The following is a 23,637-nucleotide window of genomic DNA, read 5'->3' as shown; positions in this document are numbered from 1 at the left end:
CTCGTTCCTAGAATTCCACTACCAGTTGCGCTTTGCGGATCGCTTCCAGCGGCAACTCCAGCGTCCGCGCCTCCCGGCCCTTCAGTTCCAGGAGGACTTTGCCCTCCGCCAACCCGGCCAGCCGCCCCTCAAAAAAACTGGCGTTTCCGACCGGTACCGCCGTGGTAATCTTCACCAGGCGGCCCGTAAAGCGTTCAAACTCCGCGGGTTTCCTGAGCTGCCGGTCCAGCCCCGGCGAACTTACTTCCAGGACATACTCCGGTCCCGGAATCAGCTCCTCTACGTCCAAAATGACGCTCAATTGCTGGCTCACCCGTTCGCAGTCGGCATGACTGATGCCCGTGGCATGCGTCCCGGGCAAAGCTCCTTCGGTCCCCGGAGGCGGAGGCCAAGGGCGGTCAATGTACACTCGCAGGAAGCGCTGCTTGCCGATTTTCCATTCGACATCAACGACTTCCAGGCCTTCCGAACGGGCCACCCGCTCGGCGGCCTCGCGGATGCGCTCCAGATTCACGTGAAGAGTCCCCCACCCGCCGCTCGCCCTCTGCATTATGCTTGGTGCAACAAAAAAGTGGGCTCGCGCCCACTCCTCCGTGCGACCCGCTTCTGAGCTCTTTTACAGTATAGACATTCGTACATGCAAAAGCAAGAGAAGCGGGCTCCGCTAGCGGCCTCAGGCCCGCAAAACAGGCCCTGGGCCTCCCTTTTTCCGCTCGTCCCCGGCGCAAGAAAAAAAGCAGCCGCACAGCGCCCTGCTGTGCGGCTGCCTGGGCTTCCCGTTCCGGGGCGAAAGCTTACTGTTGCGGCGGTTTGGCGGCCGCAGCGGGCTTGGCCGCAGGCTTGGCGGCCGGGGCCGCACCCTTGACCGGGTAGGCCTGGTCGTAGAGGCGGACGATGTCCGTGGTCACATCGATCTGGGCCGAAGCATAGAGGATCGGCGAATTCTGCGACGAGGTATCGAACACTGCGACATAACCGTTCTCCCGCGCGTAGCGGTCCAACACGTCCAGCATCTTCCGTCCGATGCGGTCGATCACTTCACCCTGCGCACCGTTCACGTCTTCCTGGTACTCGTTCTGCTTGCGCTCCAACTGCTGCGCCATCTTCTGCCCTTGCTGTGTCAGGCGGGCCTTCTCTTCGTCGCTGAGCGTGCGCTCCCCCGCGGCCAAGCGCTGCCGCAGTTCGCTCATCTGTTTGTTCAGGTTCTCCAGCTCGTTCTGCCGGGGAGCAAATTGCGACTGCAGCTCCGCCGAGGCCTGCTTGCCCTCCGCGGTGTTGACGATCGCCTGCCGGACATTGATGGTGCCGACTTTGGTCGCCGGCGCGGGAGTCCCCTGGGCCATTGCGGCTGCCGCACCGAACACGCAGGCAGCGGCCAGGGCCGCCGTTCGAATCATGGTTTCCACTCTCACTTTTCTCTCCTTATGCGCCAATCTTCTTGGCCGAAAACTCTGGGATCGGGCGCCGGTGCGTCCCGGCGACCCGCACACAAACCGGGAAGTATAGCCGAGCCGCGTTTCCCCTCGCAACGGAAAACGCACCCCGGACATGCATCGCTTCCCGGCAAAACCCGTGCTCGAACTTGCGATGCCCCTGCCAGCCCCCGCGGTTGTCCGCGGGGCCCCTGCCTAGCGCGGCAGCGGCAGCAGCAGGACGCGGTTGTTGGCCGCGTCGGTGATCACCGCCAGATTCGTCCGCGGATGAATAGCGGCGGCAAATTGCGGATTGCTGGGAGTCGTGGCCGGGGTCGCCGTGCCAAAGCCCAGCGTCTCCCGCGTGCGCATCGTCAGCGTATCCACGAACGACAGCGTGTTGCTCGCCGAATTCACCGTCACCAGCGTCCCGCTCTGGGGGTTATAAGCCAGCGAGGTCGGATTCACGCCCACGCGCACGCCCTGCGCCGACCCCGTATCCGGATTCAGCATATAGAACGAGTTGCTCAGGCTGGCCACGGAGTAGAACAGCCCGTTCGCTGGATCGTAGACCACGCCCGTCGGAAGGCTCGGCGAGGCGTTGACCCGCGATTTGATCGCCGGCGTGGCCAGGGAGGTGTCCACGACGTCCATGACGCCCTGCGGCGGATTCGAGTTCTGCAAAATCGCCCCGACGACGGCGACGTTGCGGTTCGGATCCACCGCAATGGAAATAGGCGTCTGATCCACCGCGCCCGTTACTGCCGTGGGGGTCGCCGCCTTCAGGTCAATCGCGCTGAGGGTATTGGATCCGGTGTTGACGGCGTAGGCTATGCCCGTGTCCTGGTTGATGGCCACCCCGGTGGGATCGGTGCCCACGGTGATGGGCGCTAGGACCGTACCCGCGACGACATCCACGATGGAAATCGTGCCGGCGCCGTTGGAGGCGCCCGTGGCCAGGTTCATGTTGCTGTTCGTCACCACTGCCATACCCAGACGCGGGATGGTGGCCACGCCCACTGGCGCCGTGCCCACGGCAATGGGCGTCCCGGCCGTGGCGGTGTTCAGGTCGATGACGGAAATGGTGTTGCAACCGCTGTTGGCGACGACGGCCTTGTCCCGCACGTCGTCAATAGCCACGCCCGCGGGCTGCGGCGTGAGGCATCCCGCGCTGGTCATGTCCACCACGCCGACCACCGTGAAGTCCGTCACGTTGGAGAAATTGCTGCCCACCACCACGTCCAGTGCGTAGCGCCGCGGCGCCGCCAGGTACGACGCCGGAATGGTTACATCGATTTCCCGGCTGTTCACCAGCGATGCTCCGGAAAGCACCGTGCCGTCCAGCCGCACCTGTGGGCTACCGGAGAAGCCTGCGCCGAAAATCTGCACGGGCAGAGCCGACGCCGAGGTCGTTGTCCCCTGCGGGAACAACCGCTGCCCCGGCGGAATGCGCAGGCTCGCCACCTGCGGCGTCTGGATCGTGCCCAGAGAGACCACGCTGATGTCGTGACTCCCCGCATTCGCCACCAGCGCCCAGTTGCGCGCCGGATCCACGGCTACGGCGCCCGAACCCGTGCCCCCCGTGGGGATTTCCGCCAGGACGCCGCGCGGCAGCCCGGAAATCTGCGCGGTCGCCGTCGGGTCCAGCAGCGTAATGGTATCCACGCCGGTGGCCCCGATCGTCCCGGGCTTGACCACCACGGCCACGTTGCTGAACGGCTGGAAGCCCGCTCCGCTCACCGGATGTCCCACGGCAATCCCGGCATTCGTCTGGTCCAGCGTGCTCAAAATCGAAGTCGAGTTCCCAGTGGCATCCGCCAGGACCGCCCGCGAGGTCTGCGGGTTGATGGCGATGCCGCGTATGCTCGTCGAAATCGAGAACGTCAGCAGCGGCTTCGAGAAATTCACCTGCCCGCCGCCGCTCGTGGCATCCGCCGCGGTCTGTGCATAGGTGAACGTGTTGGCGTCCACTATGCTGGCCACCGTGAACGAGCCGTTGAAGCTGGCATCAGCGACGCCGGCGATCAGCACCGCCCCGAGATTCGTCGGGTCCAGCCCATGCGGCGTGGCTGTGGTGATGGTCACCACGTTTGCGCTGCGCTTGGCTCCCGTGGACGCCGTAATCGCCGCCTGGTGCGGCGCCGCTCCCAGATCCACCACCGACATCAGGCCGGATCCGCCCGGCGTGACAAAGGCCCAGTGCAGCCGCGGCTGGAAGGCGATCTGCGGATTGGCGCCGGTGTTCAGCGTCACCGCTCCGGTCACGCAATACGGCGTCGTGCCCAGGCCGGAGAGACACGCGGGTGTCGCGGCCGGGTCCACATTGAAGATTGCGCCGATGTTCGTCTTGGAAAACGCCACGATCCCGCGCCCGCTGACGGGATCCAGACCCACCGAGAACGGCAGCAGCGGCGATGTCGCCGACGCCGCCGACATCGCGGTCAAGTCAATCGTCCCCCCAGCTATCGCGGCACCAGCCACCAAATCCACAAGCGTAATGTTTCGGACCGTACCAGTGGTATTGGAGACCGCAACCGCAGCGATGTGCCGCTCTTCATCCACGGCCACCCCTGTCGGAGATCCCAGCAGCGCAATCTGCGCGCCGAATAGCGCCGGCATGGCGCCGTTCAGATTCAAAAGCTGCACGGTGTTATTGCCGGTGTTGGCCACGATGGCGGTGCCGATGGTGGTGTCCACGGCGATGGCGCTGGGCGCCGGGGTATCCGTGGGGCTGCTCTTCAGAGATACCAGCCCCGCGACGGATGGTCCATTCGAAGCCGGATCCGGCTGCACCGCAAAATTGCCGGCAGCCATGGGCTGCGGTGCGCTGCTGTTATTCACGGAAACCGCATAAAGACCGGGCAGGCTGAGATCGCCCGGATTCAGCGTGACCGCCAGTTGCCGCGCCGTGGCTCCCGTGACGATGGCCAAATTGCCGTTGAACTGCGCGGTCACCAGCGGACTGCTGCCCGGACCGAAGTACCCGCCGTCCAGGGTAATCGAGGCGACGGCCTGCGGCGGCACCGTGCTGTCCGGATTCACACCGATCAGCGCCGGGCGCACCGGCCCGATGGTGATGGAGTCGTTCGGCGGCGCCGGCGAAGCAGCGCCCAGGATCTCGAACGGGAATGTCCCCGCAGTCAGCAAGTCTGTGGAGTTCAGCCGCACGCGCGCCAGCGTGGCGTTGACGATCTTGAGCTGACTGGCGGCTACCGGCACGCCCTTGAACAGCACCGTGGAAGTCGAGCGCAGATTGCTCGCCGTGAGATAGACGTCCTGGAACAGCGCGCCCTGGGGCACCGTAGCCGGCGGCGCCGGACTGACCCCGGTAAACGTGGGAGCCGCTGCGATGACGATGGTGACCGTGGCCGAGGCGGTCTGCGTGGGATCCAGCTTGGCCGTGGCGACAACCGTGGCTGTGGCCGGGCTGGGCACGCTGGCTGGCGCCGTATACAGGCCTGTCGCACTTACCGTACCGGCGTTGGTCTCCGTGACCGACCAGTTGACGTCGTTCAAGGTGGGGTCGTTCGTCAGCGTGGCCGTGAACTGAAACGACTCGAGCGTGCCGATCGTCGCCGTCGTGGGCGTCATGGTTACGCGGATGCCGGAGTCCAGCGTCACGAGGACGTGGGAGGTTGCCGTCTTGTCGGCGTTGGCCGTGGCGATGATGAAAACGGTCACGGCGGGATTGGGCACGATCGCCGGCGCCGTATAGGTGACGGTGTAGACCGTGTTGGTAGTCGTCGTGGTGCCCGAGGTGGTGGTCGTCGAGGTGCTGGTCACCGCGCTCAGCGTGCCGCAGTCAGGATTCGGGCTGGCGGTGGTGGGACAGGGCGTGGGGGGGGTGGTGGGCGTGGCGGTGAGCGTAGCCGTCGGCACGTAACCGAGGGAATAAGTAATCGACTGGTCTGTCGAGCCTACCGCTTGCCCCGTTATCTGGTACGTCTGGTTCACCAGCAGGAACAGGGAACCCGCGCTCAGACTCACGGTTACCTTCGTCGAGCCGCCGCCCGAGGAACCGCAGCCGGACAACAGCAGGCTGGCCGCAGCCAGTACCCCTGCCATCTTTTTCCACATTTGCAGCGCCTTCATACGCCTTGCCTCCCCTGCTCTCCCGCGTCCTGCGCTTCCTCTATATGCGTGACCGCGAAGCGGTCAACTCGTTCGTGCCATCTCGTTGCCGGGCCGCTCCCGGAGATCCCTAGAACGTCCGGCTCACCGTGAAGCGGAACGTGTGCGACGGTTCGAAAAAATTCAGCCGCCCGGGATTGTTCACGAAATTATTGAGCTGCGGCAGGACTTCGTTGGCGTACACGCCCGGCGGCAGCGACAGCTTCAGCATGTCCAGCGTGTCCTGGTTGAACAGGCCGGGCGGCGCCACCAGTTGCTCCCGCATTCGCGCCACGTTATAGGCGTAGTAAATGCGGAACGGCGCCTGCACGATCGGCAACTGCACCACAAATTCCACGCCCGCCGAGGAGCGCAGCCGGAAATTCGTCCCCGAGGCCAGCGGTAACTGGGCTTTCAGGTTGGCGTTGGGAAAGGACGTCTGCAGATCCTGCAGGCCGGTCTCCGCGAGCTGCAGCCCGCTGCGCTTGACGATCCCGTTCGTTCCCGCGTCCACAAACAGCGCCATGGTCACCGGCCCCACGATCGGGATGCGGTATTCGAGGTTGCCCACGCCCTGCATGTCTCCGCCTGGAAACGTAATCTGGTAGGTCATGACCGGCAACTGGACGGTCCTGAACCGCGGGTTGCCGCCCGCGTCCAGCGACGTCGGGTCCAAATAGGAAAACTGCTGCACGGTGCTAATGGGGATGAAGGTCACCGGAGAAATGGCGCGGATGTCGAACCCGCGCACCGTGTCCTCGCCGCCCATGTAGAAGCGGCTGTAGGGCGGCAACTGCAGCCCCCCGAAGCTCGTCGTGTACGAGGTCTGCACCCGGTAGCCCAGCACGTTGCGGTGCTTGTGCATGGGTTGGAAGTGCTTGTATTCGAAAACGTTGGTGATGGCGTTGACGTTGCCGCCCAGCGGGCCGCCCTGCACCGCCAGCGAATAGAAGAAGCTCTTGCCTCCGGTGGGATTGACCGGATTATTCACCGTGTTATAGCTCAGCGTCGGCGTCAGGGTGCTGGAGACGATCCCGTTCATCGCGCTGGGCCCCGCAAAACTGCGGAACTGTACGCTCTGGAAGAGCAGCTTGGAGGCGTCGCTGAACGTCGTGATGTTGGTCTTCGTCAGCCCGTAGCTCAGGCCCAGCCGCATGAACGAAAACCGCCGCATCGGGTAGCTGGCGAACACCGTGAACCCCGTGCTGTTCTGGTTGTAGTTCTGGATGGTCTGCGGGTTCAGGCTCACCTTCTGCCCCAGCGTCAGCGCCAACTGCTGCGCCTGGTTGAAGCTGTAGCGGCTGGAGAAGAGCGTGAACCCGGTGGAAATGGGCCGGTCGAAGAGATACGGCTCGGTGAAACCGAACATGAAATTGCGCTGGCGATCGCCGAACTCCGCGGAAAACGTCAGCGTCTCGCCCAGACCCAGGAAGTTGTTGGTCTGATAGGTCAGCCCGACGAAACTCCCGGCCAGCCCGCTCACGCCTCCCTGCAAGCCGATGGACTGCTTCCCCTTTTCCTTCAGCTTCAGGTTGATGTCCACCGTGCCTTCTTTGGTGTTGCGGGCGATCTCCGCGGCCTCCGGCTTGATCTGCTCGAAATAGTCGAGCTGGTTCAGCCGCAGAATGCTCACTTCCCAGGCGCGCTGGTTGAAGAGCTGCCCTTCGTCCACCAGGATCTCCCGGCGGATGACTTTGTCGCGCGTGGTGGTGTTGCCGCTGAATTCGATGCGCCGCACGTAATACTGCTTCTCTTCGTTGAACTTCAGTGTCAGGTTGATGCGCTTGGCTTCGTCGTCCATCTCCGTGTCCGGCTCCGCCGTGAAATCGATGAACCCGTACTCCCCGTAAATCTTGCGGTAGTCCTCCAGCGATTTGCGCACCTTGCCCACCGCGAAGATGTCCCCCTCCTTCAGGGGAAAGTTCATCTTCAGCGGCTCCACCTTCAGCGACAGCGCTTTGTCCGGGTCGGCGCTGACGATGTTCAGCCGCCCCATCCGGTAGCGCTCCCCCTCTTCGATGGGAATGGTGATGTTGACGGCCTTGCCGCGCTTGCGCCCTACCCCGGGCAGCGGCAGCGGAATTCCGCCACGCTCCACGTCCACGTTCTCTATGATGGGATCCTTCACCAGCACCTTGAAGTAGCCGTTGTCCTGGTACAGCCCGCGCACGCCCACTTCCAGGTCCTCGTTCAGCTTTTCGTGGTCGTAAGTCTTCGTCAGCACCGGAAGTTCCAGGAAGTATAGGGGAATGGCGTAGGGCCGCGAATGGCGCATCGCGCGGATCAGCTTGCGGTCGCTGAACGCGTGGTTCCCGGTAAAGTGGATCCAGCCGATCTTGACCTTCGGCCCCTCTTCCACTTTGAAGATCAGCACCACCGCATTGCTTGCCGCGATCCGCTCATACTGCGGGGTCACTTTGGCGAACTGCCGCCCGTGCTCTCCCAGCAGTTCCTTCAGCACCACCTCGGCCTTCTTGATGCGCGTGGGATCGAACTGGCTTTCCACCGTCAACCCGACCTTGCGGTCCTTGAAGCGGTCCAGAATGTCCGATTCCGAGACCGAGTGGATGCCGTCATAGCGGATGCGCCGGATCACCGGCCGCTCTTTCACTTCGAAAATGATGATCTTGGCGCCCGCCCGGCTGGGGCTGTCCTCCACGCGCAGCTTCACGTCCTCGAAAAACTGCGTGTTCCACAGCGCCTGAAAATCACGCTTCAGCGTCTCTTCACTGAAAATGTCGCCTTCGCGCGTGAAGATGCGCGCCTTCAGAGTGTCGCTGCGCACCCGCCGGTTACCGACGAAATCGATGCGCTCCACCACGGCCGGCGCAATAGCCGCCTGCCCCGGCGCCGCCTTCTCCTGCACCGCGCCCCCGGCCGGCGTTGCTGCGGTCCGCGCCGCGCTGTCCGCGCCGCGCCCGGAGATGCCGTGGGCTTGGAAAGAAACCGCATGCCGGACGGAACTCTGCCGCGTCTGGGGCCCTGGAACCGCCCCGGCTTCCGGAAGAAGGAACCCCGTGGTGAGCAGCAACACCCCTGCGCCTAATGCCCGGACAGACAAACAGAGTCTCCTATAAGCGGCCGCTGAGGTCTTCAAGGCCGCGCCCCGAAACGCAAGATGCTCTTCTCCTGCCGCGCCCGGTATGGGCCGGCTGTGCGTGTTCTGATTCTCTAGTGGATGACCGGGGTTGCCTCGACCAGCGGCCGGAAAGCCAGGCCTTCTCCCGCGACGTACATTTGCAGGGTTGCGGGCCGCTGAATTCCTCCCTGAATCAGCGCTTCCGAGAGCGGATCCTCTACATATTTCTGCAGAGCTCTCCGCAACGGCCGCGCTCCGTAACTGCGGTCCGCGCAAGTCTTCTCCAGAATCCACTGCCGCGCTTCCGGCGACAGCACCACCTGGACCTGCCGGTGGATGAGCGTATCATTCATCTGCCCGACCAGCAGGTCAATGATCCGCAGCAGATCTTCATCGCCGAGCGGGTTGAAGATGATCACTTCGTCCAGCCGGTTCAGAAACTCCGGGTTGAACACCCGCTTCACTTCCCCCATCACCATCTCTTCGAGGCTCTTCTGCCCGGCTTCGTCCACGCCGGCCCCGAATCCGATCGACGTGCGCTTCTGCAAATGCCGCGCGCCGAGGTTGGAAGTCATGATAATGATGGAATTCCGGAAGTCCACGGTATTTCCCAGGCCGTCGGTCAACTGGCCGTCCTCGAACACCTGCAGCAGGATGTTGAAAACGTCGGGGTGGGCCTTCTCGATTTCATCGAGCAGGATCACCGAATACGGCGTGCGCCGCACCCGCTCCGTCAATTGCCCGCCCTCTTCGTAACCCACATAGCCCGGAGGCGCCCCGATCAGCTTGGACACCGAGTGCTTCTCCATGAACTCCGACATGTCGAAGCGCACCAGCGACTTCTCCGAACCGAACAGGAACTCCGCCAGGCGCCGCGCCACTTCCGTCTTGCCCACGCCCGTCGGCCCCAGGAAGAGGAAGCAGCCCACCGGGCGCAGCGGCGATTTCAGCCCCGCGCGGCTGCGGCGGATGGCCCGCGCCAGCGCCGTGATGGCCTTGTCCTGGCTGATCACCCGCTTGTGCAGCTCCGGCTCGATGCGCAGCAGTTTCTGCTGTTCGTCTTCCTTGATGGAGGTTACCGCGATGCCCGTCCAGCGCGACACCACTTCCTCGATGTCTTCCCGCGTCACGATGCCCGTCGAAGCGTCGTCCAGCTTGAAGCGCTCCCGCAGCACACGCAGGTTTTCCTTTTCCTTGCGCTCTTCTTCCGAATAGAAACGCGCCTTTTCGAATTCGTGGTTGGCAATGGCCGTTTCCATCCGGTGGGTGATGAACTTCACGCGCTTCTGCACCTCGGCCACCTCTTCAGGGACCGTGGCCTGGCGCAGCTTCACGCGCGCTCCCGCCTCGTCGATCAGGTCGATGGCCTTGTCCGGCAGGAAGCGATCGGGAATGTAGCGGTTCGAGAGATACACGGCATAGCGCAGGGCCTCATCCGTGTAGGTTACCGCGTGGAATTTCTCATAGCGCTCGCGCACCCCGCTGAGCACCTGGATCGCTTCGTCCTCGTTCGGCGCCGGCACCTTCACGGCCTGGAAGCGCCGCTCCAGCGAACGATCCTTCTCCACCGACTTGCGGTATTCGCCCGGGGTGGTCGCCCCGATGCACTGGATCTCCCCGCGCGACAGCGCCGGCTTCAGGATGTTCGCTGCGTCCAGCGAGCCTTCCGCCGAACCCGCGCCCACCAGCGTGTGCAGCTCGTCGATGAAGATGATGGAGTTCTGGTTCTCCATCAGCTCCTTCATGATGGTCTTCAGCCGCTCTTCGAACTGCCCGCGGTATTTCGTCCCCGCAACGATCAGCGACAGGTCCAGCGACAGGACCTTCTTTTCCGCCAGGAACGGCGGCACATCCCCGTCCGCAATGCGCTGCGCCAGGCCCTCCACGATGGCCGTCTTGCCGACCCCCGGTTCGCCGATCAGCACCGGGTTGTTCTTCGTGCGCCGGCACAGGATCTGGATCACTCGTTCGACTTCCTTGTCGCGGCCCACCAGGGGATCCAGCGCCCCATCCACCGCCGCCTGCGTCAGGTCGCGGCTGAACTCCGCCAGCAGCGAAGTCTCCTTGGGGCGCGCCGCCGGTGGTTTCTCCCCCGAAGTGCGCGCCAGCTCTTCCCGCAAAGCGGACAGGCGCAGGCCGCGCTCCATCAGAATCTCCGCGCCGAAACACTTCTCTTCGCGCAGGATGCCCAGCAGCAGATGCTCCGTGCCCACGTGCTTGTGCCCCAGGCGCTCGGCCTCTTCCGCCGCCATGTTCAGGATGCGCTTGCATTCCGCGCTCAACGGCACTTCCACGGACGTGGAAATCCGCTCGCGGATGGTGATGCGCGCTTCGATCTCTTTGCGGATGGACTCGATCGAGCCCTGCTGGCGCAGGAAGCGGTTGGCCAGGGCCTTGTCCTCGCGCATCAGCCCGAGCAGCAGGTGCTCGGTCTCGATGTACGGGCTGCCGTACTGGCTCGCTTCATAGCGGGCAAAGAAAATTACGCGTCGCGCTTTCTCGGTGTATCGTTCGAACACGATTAGCTCGCTTCTCCCCCACGGGTCCCACTCGCCCCGGCCGCAGCCGCGCGAGATTGCAGAACGCCATGTTCCAGCCCCAGGATCCGCCCGCACCGTGCCGCTATCGCCGCATTGTGCGTCGCCAGCAGCGACGTCAGGCGGTGCGTCCGGTGCAGCCGTTCCAGCAGTTCGAACACGGCCCAAGCATTCCGCTCGTCCAGATCTCCGGTCGGTTCATCTGCCAGCAGCACCGATGGCCCGGTGACAAGCGCCCGGGCTATCGCCACGCGCTGCTGTTCCCCGCCGGAAAGGTCTCCTGCCCGGTGGCTCGCGCGCTCCGCGAGTCCTACTTCCGCGAGCAGCTCCCGCGCCCGTTCGAGCGCCGGAGCAAATTTTTCGCCGCGCACCAGCAGCGGCATGGCCACATTTTCCGCGGCCGTAAAATCCGCCAGCAGCTGATGCCGCTGCCAGACAAACCCGATGGCGCGATTGCGAAACGCGGCCAGCGCCGCGTCATCTTTTGTTTCGATGGCTTTCGCGTCGAAGTATACTGTACCGCTTGTTGGCGTGTCTAGCGCGGCCAGCAGGTGCAGCAACGTGCTTTTCCCCGCTCCCGACGGCGCCACGATCGCGGCCATCTCCCCTTCGCGCAAAGACAGGTTCACGTCCGCCAGAATCTGCAATTCCGCCGCGCCCGAGCCGTAACTTTTCCGCAGGCTGCGCGCCTCCAGCACCACTCGTCCGCACTCCCCCGCCGCGCCGCCAGCTTCGCGCGCCTTGCGCTCCGGGTTAGTCTGCCCTGCGTCCATAATTTTCTTCCGCGCTGCGCCCCTGCTTCTGCCACCCCGCGCTGCATCTCTATTTTATTTAGATGCTGCAGCACCCAGCGCAGTGGCTAATCCTTACTGTCCGGCCCTGCCGCTCAATGCCCAACTCTTTCCCTTTTTCGCCGGTGACAATCCGCGTCCACCGGACGCCCGGCTTTCGCTCCTTGCGGACCAGTCTAACTCATGCGATTTCAGCGCATTCGGAAGCACAGGGGAAGCTCTGTGCAACCATGTTGCAGAAGGACGACCCCGGTCCGATTGCATCTCTCAATATAGAGCAACCGAACCGCCAAATCTTCCCCTTTTGCCCTTCTCCTCCATGCTGCTATTTCACTCATAACGCAAGATTTCCACGGGCAGCAAGCGCGCCGCCGCCCGCGCCGGCACCAGTGTTGCGGCTACGGAAATTCCCATCGCCACCAGCGCGATTCCCACTCCGTCCCAGACGCTCGGATGAAACGGCACGTAGGCCACGGAATAGACCTGCGGATCGAGCGGTATCAGATGGTAGGTACCCGCGGTGAAGGCGATCACATAACCCGCCACCAGTCCCAGCAGCGTTCCTGTCGAGCCGATAGCCAGCCCCTGCAAGAGAAAAATCTGCCGCACCTGCGCGCGGCGCGTGCCCATGGCCATCAATACCGCGATGTCCCGGGCCTTGTCTGTGACGGTCATCGTCAGCACCACCAGGATGTTCAGCCCGGCCACAAACGTGATCAGCCCGATGAAGATCGCCGTGACTAGCTTTTCCAGCCGTAAAGCCCGGAACAGCGCCTTGTTTTCTTCCATCCACGTCGTGGCCGCGTACCCCGCTCCGGCCGCGCGCTCCATCTCCCGCGCGACCTCCCCGGCCCGATCGGGTTGCGTCAGCCGCAGTTCCAGCACGTTCACCAGGTCGCCCGCGCCGGAAAGATTCTGCGCCGCGGAGAGCGTCATGAAGCACCAGTTTTCGTCGTAATCGTAGAAGCCCGATTCGAAGACGCCGGTGATGCGGAAGCGCCGGGTGCGCGGCAGCAGGCCGAACGGCGTCAGCCGTCCTTGCGGGCTGGTCAGCGTAACGTAGTCCCCGGGCGACACCTTCCATTCGTCGGCGAGCTGTTTGCCGACGAGCAGCGCGTCCACACCGTCGGCGTCCGCCGTAAAATCCGCATGCCCGGCCACCACCCGCTGCAGCGCTTCGTCAAAGCGCCGCTCCCGCGCTGGATCCACGCCCTTGGCCACCACCCCGCGCGCCTGCCCCCCAAACGACATCAACACCGTCTGGTACACCGCGGGCGTGATCGAACGCACGCCCGGCATCGTTCCCAGCCGCGCCGCCAGCGCCTCATAATCGCGAATCCCCCCGGTGCCCGGCCGCGTCAGCGACACGTGCGCAGTCACCCCCAGCAGCCGCTCCTGCAGCGTCTCCCGGAAGCCCGTGTCCATGGCCAGCGCCACCACCAGCGTGGCCACGCCCGCGGCCACGCCCAGCACGGAAAAGCCCGTCACCAGGCGCAGCACCGCCGGCCGGTAGGGCGACCGGAGGTACCGCCGGGCCACGAACCATTCGAATCGCATGTGCGGGTGGCCGCTAGTCTTTCTCGCCGGCGAAAGCGCCGGGCGCTTCCGTCTTCGCTTCCGGGGTCTCCGGGCGAAGCAGCGGAAAGAGGATGACGTCGCGGATGGAGTGCGAATCGGTGAGCAGCATGGTCACCCGGTCCATGCCGATGCCCTCGCCGGCTGTAGGCGGCAAGCCGTGGCACAGCGCGCGCACATAGTCCACGTCCAGCTGTTTCGGCGCTTCCTCGCCGCCTTGCGCGATCTGCTCCAGGAAGCGGCGCTCCTGCTCGACGGGATCGTTCAGTTCGGAGAAGCCGTTGGCAATCTCCATGCCCCCGGCGAAGATTTCAAAGCGCTCGGTCAGCGCGGCATCTTCCGGTTTCTGCTTGGACAGCGGCGAGATCTCCGTGGGGAAATCGTAGATGAACACCGGCTGAATCAGATGCTTCTCGGCAATCTCTTCGAAAAGCATTCCCGTCCACTCGCCGTCGCTGGGCTGGCCCTTGGCCGTGATGCGCGCGCCGCCCGTGCGCCCGGCCCACTGGTTGTAGCGCGCCACCGCCGCGCGCGGCCCGCCCGGCGCCGCCAGTTCCGCCGGCGTGGGCGCGGCTCCGGCCTCCGCGGGCCAGTATTTTTCGACGGCCTCGCGCATCGTCAGCTTCTGAAACTTCGCAAAGTCCAGCTGGTGCTCGCCGTAACGCACCGTCGTCGAGCCGGTCACCTTCTCCGCCAGCAGCGCGAAGAGCTGCTCGTTCAGCTCCATGAGGTCCTGATAGTTGCTGTAGGCCTCGTAGAACTCCAGCATGGTGAATTCCGGATTGTGCTGCGTGGAAATGCCCTCGTTCCGGAAGTTGCGGTTGATCTCATACACCCGGTCAATCCCGCCCACCACCAGGCGCTTCAGAAACAGCTCCGGCGCAATCCGCAGGTACAAGTCGATATCCATCGTGTTGTGGTGGGTGATGAACGGCCGCGCCGCCGCGCCCCCCGCGATGGGGTGCATCATCGGCGTTTCCACCTCGACGTAGCCCCGCCCGTCGAAAAACCTCCGCATCTCCTGCACGATGCGCGCCCGCGTCAGAAACACCTGCCGTGATTTCTCGTTGGCTATGAGGTCCAGGTAGCGCTGCCGGTAGCGGATCTCAATGTCCGTAAGCCCGTGCCATTTTTCCGGCAGCGGCAGCAGGGCCTTGCTCAGAAACGTCAGCTCCTCCACCCAGATGGACAGTTCGTTGGTCTTCGTCCGGAAGAGATGCCCGGCCACGCCGATGTTGTCGCCGAGATCCAGCAACTGGAAAAGCTTGAAGGCGCGCTCCCCCAGCACGTCCCGCTTCACGTAGACCTGGATGCGCTTTCCCGCTCCCTGAATGTGCGCGAACCCCGCCTTGCCCATCAGCCGGTAGGAGACGATGCGCCCGGCCACGCGGACCTCGCGCCGGTGCGCTTCCAACTCGGCCGCCGGAGTCTCCGCAAAGGCCTCCACCAGCGCCGCCGGCGTCTCCGTCCAGCGGAACTCGTGCGGGTACGCGGCATAACCCAGCGCCCGCATCTCTTCGAGTTTCTTCTGGCGTTGCTGGAACTGGTCAAGTGGCTCGAATTGCAAGGGTAAACTTCCTTTCTCATGGGTCGTGCGCAGTATAGCGGGGCTAGCCCGCACCTTCAAGAAAGGGGTTGCGCACCGGCGAGAGTACTTTGCTATACTCGGCGCGTCTAACTGGCAAAGGTTGTGCAAGAGCGGACCCCATCCCTTCCCGGTCGGCTGACTTCGGTACAGGAGGATTGGTGTGCCTGGCTGCCGCAGCCCAAAGCCAGCACCTTCGAAACTCTCAGCCAGCAGTTGGAAACCTCCTACACCATGCTCAGCGTGTCGCTGAACGAAGCGATGGCCCTGCGCCTGCAAGGTCAAATCGCCAAGTCGCTGCAGACTGTGGCCGTGAGCGGGGAACTGAGCCGCTTGCTGACCCAGCCGCTGGAAGCCCTGCTGCGCGCCATCGAAGCGCAAGGCCGCCATCACGGCACGGTGCCCAACGTGGCGCCGCTCGATCCCGCCAATTTCCGGAGCCTTCGCTGCCTGCGCGCCGCCCGCATGAATGCCCTGTTCTCCATGGTCCTTCTTTCCCAGCGCTCGCAGTTCCTGCACAAGCTGCACTGCCTGCAGGAGATGGTCGCGGACCTGGACCGGGAATTCCCCGCCACGGTTCAGGAGTTGGTCGAAGAGTTTTCCGGGGAGCGCGACAGGACCTGGCTGGCGCTGGATTTCTTTCACTACGACCTCAATAGCTGCCTGCGCGAGACCATCGTCCTGTGCAAGTCCTTTCTCCACGTCCTGCCCGCGGAGGCGCTGGCGGACTTCGAGTCCGCGGCCTACGGCAAGGCCAGCCCGCACTCTCCACGCAAGGCCCGCTGGCGCAACATCCGCCATAGACGTCCGGCGCGAATCGCGGGAAAATAACGCCGCAGCCCCCTGGCGGCGCTGCGGACCGGCGCCCGTTGCTGGCCGCGCATACAAAGTGTCTATTTGAGAAAGTGTTCCGCACACGCGGGACAACTCCGGAGGGTACACGGTGCATCGCATGGACTGGATGCGCCGCGATTGGACCGTTGGCCCGACCTAGACCAACTGAGCCCAGCACGCTTACCGAGGCGGAAGCCATTCGCCTGGCGCAGCGCGGCGATGCAGCGGCCTTTGAGTTTCTCTACCGGCTGCACACTCGCCGTGTCTACGCTTTGTGTCTGCGCATGGTCAACAATCCGTCCGACGCGGAAGACCTGGCCCAGGAGGCCTTCTTGCAGCTGTTTCGCAAGATCGCCACGTTCCGAGGCGAGTCGGCGTTTTCCACGTGGCTGCACCGCATGACCGTCAATGTCGTCCTCATGCGGCTGCGCAAGAAAGCTCTTCCTTCGACTTCCCTGGAAGAAGCCACGGAGCCGGATGAAGAGAGCGGCGGGCCGCGCAAAGACTTCGGCGCGCCGGACTTAAAACTGAACGGGGCGGTCGACCGCGTCAATCTCGAGCGCTCCATCGAAAAGCTGCCCCCGGGGTACCGCACAGTGTTCGTGCTCCACGATATCCAGGGTTACGAGCACAACGAGATCGCGGACATCATGGGCTGTTCGGTAGGCAATTCGAAGTCACAGCTGCACAAGGCGCGGACGCGCATGCGCGAACTCCTGCAGGAGGAGCTGCGGGATCAGGCGCGCCAGGTCCGCCAGGAAGAACAGGCGGCCAAGTCCCCCACCGGACGGGACGTCTGAGTTTGGGATACGCAGCGTTGACCGCTTCGCGGTCACGCCGGAAACAGGTGCGGGAGGGCCACCCAGCGTCCCGCCCGCGGAGCAAGGTATGATGAAGTGCACAGAATTCGAACGGGTCCTTGAGCAGGAGGGTCTCGCGCTGCACGGTGACCGCTTTGCGGTCACGCCTGCAAACGATGCTGCACAAACGCATCTGGCAGGCTGCGACGCCTGCCAGAGCCTGCTCGCCGATTTCACTGCCATTGCCGCCGCCGCGCGCGCGCTCCCGGCCGAAGCCGAGCCCCCGCAGCGTCTGTGGGCCTCTCTGCGCGCGCAACTCGCCGCGGAAGGAATCCTCCAGGAACCGGCCCTGCCGCGGGAATCTTCCTGGCGGCATTCGCTGGCCGCCCTTTTCCACAGCCACGCCCTGGCCACTGCCGCCGTCGGCCTCGTGCTCGTCGCCGCTGCCGCCGTGCAGTTGCACCGCACGCCTCCGCCGCCCCCCGCCGAGCCTCTGCCCTACGCGGATACCGCGGCCATGCTCCAGCAGCAGGAACGCGGGGTCGCCGGCATGGTACTGGCCGGCGCCACAGCTTCTCCCGTGGACGCTTCCCTGCGCGATAATCTCAAGATCCTGGATGAGTTCATCGCCCATTGCGAGCAGCGCGTCCGCCAGGAGCCGGCGGACGAGGTGGCCCGCGAATATCTTTCCGGCGCTTACCAGAAAAAAGCCGATTTGCTCTCTGCGATGATGGATCGCAGCGGGAGTGGAGACTACTGACATGCCGACACCTGCGACCTGCTGGGCGATCTTCTGGGTGACCGCGAAGCGGTCAGCTTTCTGGGCGACCGCGAAGCGGTCAACTCTTTTTCTGGGAGCTGCGGCTGTTCTTTTGCCCCTCTCCTCCGCGCAGGCCGCCGGCCAGCACATCGAAAAGCATTTCACGGTGAGCACCCACCCCGTCCTCACCATCCAGAACGCCACTAACGGCCGCATCGAAGTAAAGTCCTGGAAGAATCCCGAAGTGGTCATCGCCGGCAACCGGGCTTCCGCCAAAGTCGCCGTGGAGATGGAGCAGGCGGCTAACCGCATCGGCCTCTCCACCACCATTCTCGACAAGAGCGCCAAGCCCGCCGAGGTCGAAACCACCTTCGACATCACCGTTCCCGAAGAGAGCGAGCTGCAGATTCACACCACCAGCATGGGCACTATCTACGTCGAGCAGGTCTATGGCGACATGACCCTGGAATCCGTCGCCGGCGATGTGCACCTCAAGGAAGTCTCCGGCTACATCATCGTAAAGACCGTCAGCGGATCGCTGCAGTGCATGCAATGCGCCGGCAAGCTCAACTTCGCCTCGATCAGCGGCAGCGCGCAGTTCCTGCAGCCGCAGCTCAACAATCTCAACGTCTCCACGACCTCCGGCAACATTCTCTACGACGGCGATTTTCTGCGCGACGGCATCTACACCATGAAGAGCGGCATGGGCCTGGTCGAGGTGCGCTTCTCCGGCAGCGATTCTTTCGACCTCAAGGCCCAGACTACCAGCGGCACCGTGGACAATCAGGCCCAAGACTTCCTCAAGCCCGATTCCCACGGCCTGAAGCACCTTTCCTCGAAGTTTGCCAAGAGCCTCGCTGGCAGCGTCAACGCCGGCCTCGCCCAGGTCAACCTCTCCTCGTTCAGTGGTACAATCCGCATCCGAAAGCGCGATTGATCGCTTTCGCGCCCTCGCATGCCCATGCAACCTTCGCCCCCGCGCGGCCCCGCCGCACGCCCCTCCGTGCTTTGCCTGGCCGGCTTTATGGGCTGCGGCAAATCCACCGTCGGCGCGCTCCTCGCCCGCCAGCTGGCCTGGCGCTTTGCCGACCTCGATGAACGCATCGAGCAGGCCGCCGGCCTGTGCATCCCCGAATTTTTCGAACGCCACGGCGAGCCGGCCTTCCGCCAGCTCGAGCACGAACAGCTGCAGGCCGTCCTGGGCCGCGCCATCGAGCGCGCCGAACCCACCGTCCTGGCCCTGGGTGGCGGCACCTACGCCCATTCCGCCAATTTCGAATTGCTGCGTAACGCCGGCGTCCCCGTCATCTGGCTCGAATGTCCCGTCGAAATTCTCCTGGCCCGCTGCATGACCATGACCGGCCGCCCGTTGTTCCGCGACGAAGCCAGTTTCCGCGCTCTCTACGCGCAACGCCTGCCCTCCTATCAGCAGGCCGACTATCGCGTGGACAGCTCCGGGAGTCCGGCGGCCGTCGTCGCCCGCATTCTGCAGCTGGGTATCGTCACCCCGGGCGACACGGCGCATCTGCTCGGCGAGAAACGCCCGTCGTAGCCGCCGCTGGCAACGGCTTTGGTGGATTTTTCGAACGCACCAGGGAGGCTGAAACAATGAAGCACCGCCGCACTTGGCTCTTGGCTGCCACGATCCTGTCTCTCGCCGCCGGGCTCGCCCCGCGCCCCGCGCTGCTGCACGCCGCGCAGAAGCACAAGAAAGCCGCTCCCGCGGCCGCCGCAGCGGGCCTCCTCGCCCCGGACAAAGGCAAGCTGCGTATCCTGCTTGACGGGCAGCAGGTGGGCACCGAGGAGTTTGAAGTTGCCGCCGACGGCGCCAGCTGGATGGCGCGCGGCTCGGTGCAGCTCACGCCCGCGGACGGCCACGCCACGCGCGTTACCTCCGTCCTACAGCTGCAGCCCGACGGCGCGCCCCTCAGCTACGAATGGTCCTCGCAGAGCGACAAGAAAAACGGCGCGCACATCCTCTTCGAAAACGGCGTCGCCAAAATCGACCTGGAGGTGGAAGGCGCCAAGCCCTTCCAGCAGGAGCTGACTTTCGCTTCTCCCAGGATCGCCATCCTCGACAACAACCTCTACCACCACTACGCCATCCTCGCCCGCCTCTACGACTGGTCCAAGCGCGGCCCGCAGGTCTTTCCCGTGCTCATCCCCCAGGACCTCACTCCCGGCTCCGTCACCGTCGAAGCCACCGGCACGCAGACCTCCGCCGGAAAATCCTACGAGGGCCTGCGCGTCTCCACCGCCGATCTCGAGGTGCTCCTGTACCTCGATTCGCAGCACCGCCTCCTGCGCCTGGAAGTCCCCGCCGCCAACGTCACGGTCGTCCGCGAATAGCCGCTCTCCGGCACCCTGCCTGTCGCTCGCCCGCCCGCGGCGCCGGCGCTGCCAATAAAAAAAGCGGTGCGCGTGCCCCATCGGGGCACGCGCACCGCAAAATACTTTCCTGCGCGAACGCAGCTACCGCGCGAGCGGCCGCTGATAAACCGGAGCGCCCGGCCGGCGCAGATAACCACCCTGCGCCGAATTCTGCAGGTGCGCCGTCTGATCGTTCAGGTGGCCACTCATATGGCCGTTCCCGTTGTTTGCGTGGCCGAACTGGCCATGGCCCGGCACCGCCGGCGTCAGCCGCGCCGGGTTACCGATAGGGCGGAGTGTGATCGGCCCTCCGGAAACATGGTCGCTGATCGCTTGCAGGCGCTTCAGGATCGATTGCCACTGCTCCCAATCCAGCTGCCGCAGAAACGGCCGCAACCCCTGGATGAAGGGATCTTCCAGCAGCGCCTCTCCATCCGATTCCGGGATGAAGAAGCGGTTGAGGCCCACGCCTAGCGCTTCGGAGATTTTCTCCAGCGTCCCGAGACTCGGCGTCATCTGCCCGCTCTCGATGCGCGAGAGGTACGACCGGGAAACTTTCGAGCGTGACTGCAACTGGCTTTGCGTCATCCCGCGCGACTCGCGCAACTGCCGGATGCGCTGGCCAATGTTCTCGACCGTCTCCTGGTTGACCAACTTCTCCTGTGCGGGCTCGGCACCTGCCTCTTCCAGCGGAGCTGGCGGAGGTATCAGGAACTCCAGGCGCTGAGGGAGCGCCCGCACGCACCTCCGGCAATTGCCGGTGCGCGTGCGGTACTGCACGAGACCGCAGGTTTTGCAGCGTATGACTTCCCGATCCATTTCGAACGTGCTCATCGCTTCGTTTTGTGCCGACACCGGTGCTCCTCGCTGACTTTTGTCCGGCGTGCGGATAGGAAGAAACGCAGGAACGTGCTCTGGGGAAGGCAGAAACTGGCGCAGCGGCACTATCCCGCGAATGGCCGTTTTCTGTCAAGAGGATTCTGCAATTATTTTTTCCGTGCCGTAAATTCTTTTCCCGCTTTTACGCCAAATCTTCGCCTGTCCGCGCGGACAGGCTCGTCCATTTCCTCTCTCTTTTCCGCTCTTTCCGCGCCATTTTCATTTTTCTCTTCTCCTCTCCCAACCCCGTGCCCGGCGTCTCCCCCGACTCAGTCGGGGTGCTCTCTGTGTCTAATCTTTTTCCTTCTTCCGCCGTTTGGACTGTGCCCGCTCCTACGGTAAGCTATCTTTTTTCAACGGAGGAGAATCAGCGAATGCCCACCCGCGACGATGCCTGGAAGCTGCTCTGCGAATACACGGCCTCGGAAAGCCTGCGCAAACACGCTCTGGCCGTCGAAGCCTGCGTCCGCGCCTACGCCCGCAAGAACGGCGCTGACGAGGAACTCTGGGGCCTCACCGCCCTGCTCCACGATTTCGACTACGAACGCTGGCCCAACGCCACCCATGCCGCCGACCAGGAGCATCCCGCCGAAGGCGTCAAGATCCTGCGCGAGCTCGGCTACTCCGAAGAGATCACCCGCGCCATCCTCTCCCACGCCGATTACACCGGCGTCCTCCGCAAATCCCCCCTCGAACACACCCTCTTCGCCTGCGACGAGCTCGCCGGCTTCCTCACCGCCTGCGCCTACATCCGTCCCTCCAAGAGCATCCTCGATCTCGAAATCAGCTCCGTGAAGAAACGCCTCAAGGACAAAGCCTTCGCCCGCGGCGTCAGCCGCGAGGATGTCCTCAAGGGCGCCGAAGAGCTGGGCCTCCCCCTCGAAGAACACATCGCCTTCTGCATCGCCGCCCTGCGCGAACACGCCGACGCCCTGGGACTCCGCGGAACCATCGCCTAGTCCATGGTTCCGCGAGGGCCCAACGAAACTCCTTCTGCAGAAACGCGCCGGAGCCGTACCGCAAACAGCGCCTGTTTGCGGACCCGCAATCCTTGCCGCACGACGCCCCGTGCGGCGCAATCTCCCGATGCTATAGTCGTGCCATGAGCGCGGATCGCACCGCTTCCGGCACACCCGGCGCACCTTCCGCCGTGCACCCGTCTCGCGTGGCTTTTCTGGTCTTTCTTGCGGTCGTCACCGCGCTTCCCTACCTGCCGGCCCTGCGCTACGGCTTCGTCTACGACGACGATGTGCAGGTGGTGAACAACCCCGCGATCCGTAACTGGAGTTCCGTGCCCGCCTACTTTGTTTCCTCGGTCTGGGGCTTCCATGATCCCGCGGCGGCGAAAAACTACTATCGCCCGTTGTTCTTCCTCTGGCTGCGGCTCAACGATGCCCTGTTCGGCCAGCACGCCCCGGGCTGGCACCTCGCGAGTCTCGCCCTGCACCTGGCGGCGACCCTGTTGGTTTTTTCTCTGTTCCAGCGCCACTTCCGCGATCCCTGGATCGCCGCCGCCGGCGCCCTGCTCTTCGGCGTGCACCCCGTGCATCTCGAATCCGTGGTCTGGGTTTCCGGAGCGACTGATGCGCTGGCCGCTCTCGGAGTCCTGGGAAGCCTCCTTCTCTGGCTGCGTCACACGGAGGCGCCGCGCCCTGCTCTGCGCCTCGCCGCACTCGCCTGTTATGCCGCAGCCCTCTTGTGCAAGGAGACCTCGATCGTGCTCCCGGCGATCGTTTTCCTCTATGTACTGGCCGGGGTCGCCCCCGCCACCGAAGCCCTTCACGGCTTCGCCAACCGCTTCCGGAGGGCCATACGCGAAATACTGCCCTTGCTCGGCGTCACGGCTCTTTACCTGGCGGCGCGCTTCGCCGTGCTCCACGGTTTCCGGGAGGAATCACACTGGCTTTCCGCCCGCACCGTCTTTTTCTCCGCACCTGCGCTTGTTTTGTTCTATCTCCGCCAGCTCGTCTGGCCCGCGGGACTCAGCCTCTTCTATGATTTCCCTCTGGTCGGGAGCCCGGGGAGTTCCGCCTTCTGGCTTCCGTTGATCGTCCTCGGCCTCGTCGCCGCCTGCGCCTGGCTCTGGTGGCGCCGCTCCCGGGATGCCGCCATCCCGGCGGCCGCCGCGTGGTTCGCCCTGCCCCTTCTCCCCGTCCTGAACATCGCCTTCTTTCAGCAGGACGATTTCGTCCACGACCGCTATCTTTATCTCCCCAGCATCGCCCTGGCCCTGGTCTGCTGCTCGCTGCTGAAGAGCTTCCAGCGCTTCGCGGCTGCCGATTCTGCGCCGCGCTCGTTTTCTCCCAGCCTGGGCATCGCCGCTCTGCTGATCGTCGCGCTGAGCTTCGCTACGGCGGCACAGGCCTCGCCCTGGCGCGACAATCTTGCGCTCTACTCTCACGCCGTCGCCCGCGCTCCCCGCAACACCATGGCCCGCAACAATCTCGCCTCCCAGTTCGCAGAGCGCGGCCGCCTGGATGAGGCTGCCGCCATCTTCGGAGGGATCGTCCTCGACCGGCCGGACTTCTGGCTGGCCAACTACAACTTCGGCTACGTGAACTACCGGCTGAAGCGCCTGGACGCCGCCGAAACCTTCCTGCGCCGCGCCATCGCCATCAATCCCTCGGATGCCGATCAATATTCCTATCTAGGCATGACCTATTACCGCGAAGGGCGCTTCCCGGAAGCCGCCGCGCAGTTGCGCCTGGCCATCGCCCGCAAACCCGCCGGCGCCGGCTACCACATGGCCCTCGGCCTGGTCCTGTTGCAGCTGGGCGACCGCAACGCCGCCAAAGCCGCGTTCCTCGAAGAACTGCGCTACCACCCCGACAGCCAGCCCGCCAGCCAGCAACTCGCCCTCGTTGAACAGGCCCTCGCCTCCGCCCCATCCAGCCCTCCTCGCTAA

Annotated in this window: 17 protein-coding genes; 8 read left to right on the top strand and 9 right to left on the bottom strand. The window is 64.4% G+C overall.

The genetic code is table 11. The features are described 5' to 3' along the window. Window positions 1-7 precede the first annotated feature (7 nt). From LAN61_11655 to lysS, 8 genes are all read right to left on the bottom strand, one after another. A complete protein-coding gene (locus LAN61_11655; GenBank protein ID MBZ5541160.1) occupies window positions 8-550 on the bottom strand; it encodes a ribosome maturation factor RimP in 543 nt (180 codons plus the stop codon). A gap of 244 nt (window positions 551-794) precedes the next feature. Next, complete coding sequence (locus LAN61_11650; GenBank protein ID MBZ5541159.1) at window positions 795-1,412, bottom strand: OmpH family outer membrane protein; 618 nt, start codon at window positions 1,410-1,412, stop codon at window positions 795-797. 216 nt (window positions 1,413-1,628) lie between these two features. Further along, window positions 1,629-5,504, bottom strand: a complete 3,876-nt coding sequence (locus tag LAN61_11645) for a hypothetical protein (GenBank protein MBZ5541158.1) — start codon at window positions 5,502-5,504, stop codon at window positions 1,629-1,631. Window positions 5,505-5,613: 109 nt separating this feature from the next. Beyond that, window positions 5,614-8,583 carry an outer membrane protein assembly factor BamA gene (gene bamA / locus LAN61_11640; GenBank protein ID MBZ5541157.1) on the bottom strand — a complete coding sequence of 990 codons (2,970 nt, stop codon included), beginning with the start codon at window positions 8,581-8,583 and terminating at the stop codon, window positions 5,614-5,616. Window positions 8,584-8,693: 110 nt separating this feature from the next. Beyond that, on the bottom strand, window positions 8,694-11,120 hold the full coding sequence (locus tag LAN61_11635; GenBank protein MBZ5541156.1) for an ATP-dependent Clp protease ATP-binding subunit: 2,427 nt from the start codon (window positions 11,118-11,120) through the stop codon (window positions 8,694-8,696). A gap of 2 nt (window positions 11,121-11,122) precedes the next feature. Beyond that, window positions 11,123-11,911 (bottom strand): ABC transporter ATP-binding protein, encoded by a 789-nt coding sequence (locus LAN61_11630; GenBank protein ID MBZ5541155.1) that lies wholly within the window; start codon window positions 11,909-11,911, stop codon window positions 11,123-11,125. A gap of 348 nt (window positions 11,912-12,259) precedes the next feature. Next, window positions 12,260-13,486: an ABC transporter permease gene (locus LAN61_11625; protein MBZ5541154.1), complete on the bottom strand. Its 1,227-nt coding sequence runs from the start codon at window positions 13,484-13,486 to the stop codon at window positions 12,260-12,262. 13 nt (window positions 13,487-13,499) lie between these two features. Then, a complete protein-coding gene (gene lysS / locus LAN61_11620; GenBank protein MBZ5541153.1) occupies window positions 13,500-15,479 on the bottom strand; it encodes a lysine--tRNA ligase in 1,980 nt (659 codons plus the stop codon). Between lysS and LAN61_11615 the strand changes: the two genes are divergently transcribed. The 6 genes from LAN61_11615 (at window position 15,423) to LAN61_11590 (ending at window position 19,832) form a co-directional block, all read left to right on the top strand. Further along, window positions 15,423-15,920: a hypothetical protein gene (locus tag LAN61_11615; GenBank protein MBZ5541152.1), complete on the top strand. Its 498-nt coding sequence runs from the start codon at window positions 15,423-15,425 to the stop codon at window positions 15,918-15,920. The genes lysS and LAN61_11615 overlap by 57 nt on opposite strands. 116 nt (window positions 15,921-16,036) lie before the next feature. Then, window positions 16,037-16,723: a sigma-70 family RNA polymerase sigma factor gene (locus LAN61_11610; protein ID MBZ5541151.1), complete on the top strand. Its 687-nt coding sequence runs from the start codon at window positions 16,037-16,039 to the stop codon at window positions 16,721-16,723. A gap of 88 nt (window positions 16,724-16,811) precedes the next feature. Further along, window positions 16,812-17,483 (top strand): hypothetical protein, encoded by a 672-nt coding sequence (locus LAN61_11605; protein ID MBZ5541150.1) that lies wholly within the window; start codon window positions 16,812-16,814, stop codon window positions 17,481-17,483. Between the two features lies 1 nt (window position 17,484). Further along, the gene (locus LAN61_11600) at window positions 17,485-18,420 is read left to right on the top strand and encodes a DUF4097 domain-containing protein (GenBank protein MBZ5541149.1); all 936 of its coding nucleotides are present in this window, start codon (window positions 17,485-17,487) and stop codon (window positions 18,418-18,420) included. An 18-nt stretch (window positions 18,421-18,438) separates the two neighbouring features. Further along, entirely contained in the window at window positions 18,439-19,035 is a 597-nt protein-coding gene (locus tag LAN61_11595; GenBank protein MBZ5541148.1) for a shikimate kinase, read from the top strand. A gap of 56 nt (window positions 19,036-19,091) precedes the next feature. Beyond that, complete coding sequence (locus LAN61_11590; protein MBZ5541147.1) at window positions 19,092-19,832, top strand: hypothetical protein; 741 nt, start codon at window positions 19,092-19,094, stop codon at window positions 19,830-19,832. Window positions 19,833-19,955: 123 nt separating this feature from the next. Here the strand turns inward: LAN61_11590 and LAN61_11585 are convergent, their stop codons facing one another. Then, window positions 19,956-20,708: a helix-turn-helix domain-containing protein gene (locus tag LAN61_11585; protein ID MBZ5541146.1), complete on the bottom strand. Its 753-nt coding sequence runs from the start codon at window positions 20,706-20,708 to the stop codon at window positions 19,956-19,958. 398 nt (window positions 20,709-21,106) lie between these two features. Between LAN61_11585 and LAN61_11580 the strand changes: the two genes are divergently transcribed. After that, window positions 21,107-21,691 (top strand): HDIG domain-containing protein, encoded by a 585-nt coding sequence (locus tag LAN61_11580; protein MBZ5541145.1) that lies wholly within the window; start codon window positions 21,107-21,109, stop codon window positions 21,689-21,691. Window positions 21,692-21,834: 143 nt separating this feature from the next. Further along, window positions 21,835-23,637: a tetratricopeptide repeat protein gene (locus LAN61_11575; protein ID MBZ5541144.1), complete on the top strand. Its 1,803-nt coding sequence runs from the start codon at window positions 21,835-21,837 to the stop codon at window positions 23,635-23,637.

The organism is Terriglobia bacterium, assembly GCA_020072785.1.
Classification (GTDB): domain Bacteria; phylum Acidobacteriota; class Terriglobia; order Acidiferrales; family UBA7541; genus Acidiferrum.
The sequence above is the reverse complement of the archived record's forward strand: the minus strand, read 5'-3'. Positions and strand labels throughout refer to the sequence as shown.

What these genes read in the sequence shown, in the direction of transcription:
- lysS (MBZ5541153.1), bottom strand. Translation starts at nt 15,479, where the DNA reads ATGGCGGCCTTGCGCTTCGATGGCGCGCAGCAGGGCTTCCAGCGGCTG.
- LAN61_11600 (MBZ5541149.1), top strand. Translation starts at nt 17,485, where the DNA reads ATGCCGACACCTGCGACCTGCTGGGCGATCTTCTGGGTGACCGCGAAG.
- LAN61_11605 (MBZ5541150.1), top strand. Translation starts at nt 16,812, where the DNA reads ATGATGAAGTGCACAGAATTCGAACGGGTCCTTGAGCAGGAGGGTCTC.
- LAN61_11575 (MBZ5541144.1), top strand. Translation starts at nt 21,835, where the DNA reads ATGAGCGCGGATCGCACCGCTTCCGGCACACCCGGCGCACCTTCCGCC.
- LAN61_11625 (MBZ5541154.1), bottom strand. Translation starts at nt 13,486, where the DNA reads ATGCGATTCGAATGGTTCGTGGCCCGGCGGTACCTCCGGTCGCCCTAC.
- LAN61_11655 (MBZ5541160.1), bottom strand. Translation starts at nt 550, where the DNA reads ATGCAGAGGGCGAGCGGCGGGTGGGGGACTCTTCACGTGAATCTGGAG.
- LAN61_11580 (MBZ5541145.1), top strand. Translation starts at nt 21,107, where the DNA reads ATGCCCACCCGCGACGATGCCTGGAAGCTGCTCTGCGAATACACGGCC.
- LAN61_11590 (MBZ5541147.1), top strand. Translation starts at nt 19,092, where the DNA reads ATGAAGCACCGCCGCACTTGGCTCTTGGCTGCCACGATCCTGTCTCTC.
- LAN61_11645 (MBZ5541158.1), bottom strand. Translation starts at nt 5,504, where the DNA reads ATGAAGGCGCTGCAAATGTGGAAAAAGATGGCAGGGGTACTGGCTGCG.
- LAN61_11595 (MBZ5541148.1), top strand. Translation starts at nt 18,439, where the DNA reads ATGCCCATGCAACCTTCGCCCCCGCGCGGCCCCGCCGCACGCCCCTCC.
- LAN61_11630 (MBZ5541155.1), bottom strand. Translation starts at nt 11,911, where the DNA reads ATGGACGCAGGGCAGACTAACCCGGAGCGCAAGGCGCGCGAAGCTGGC.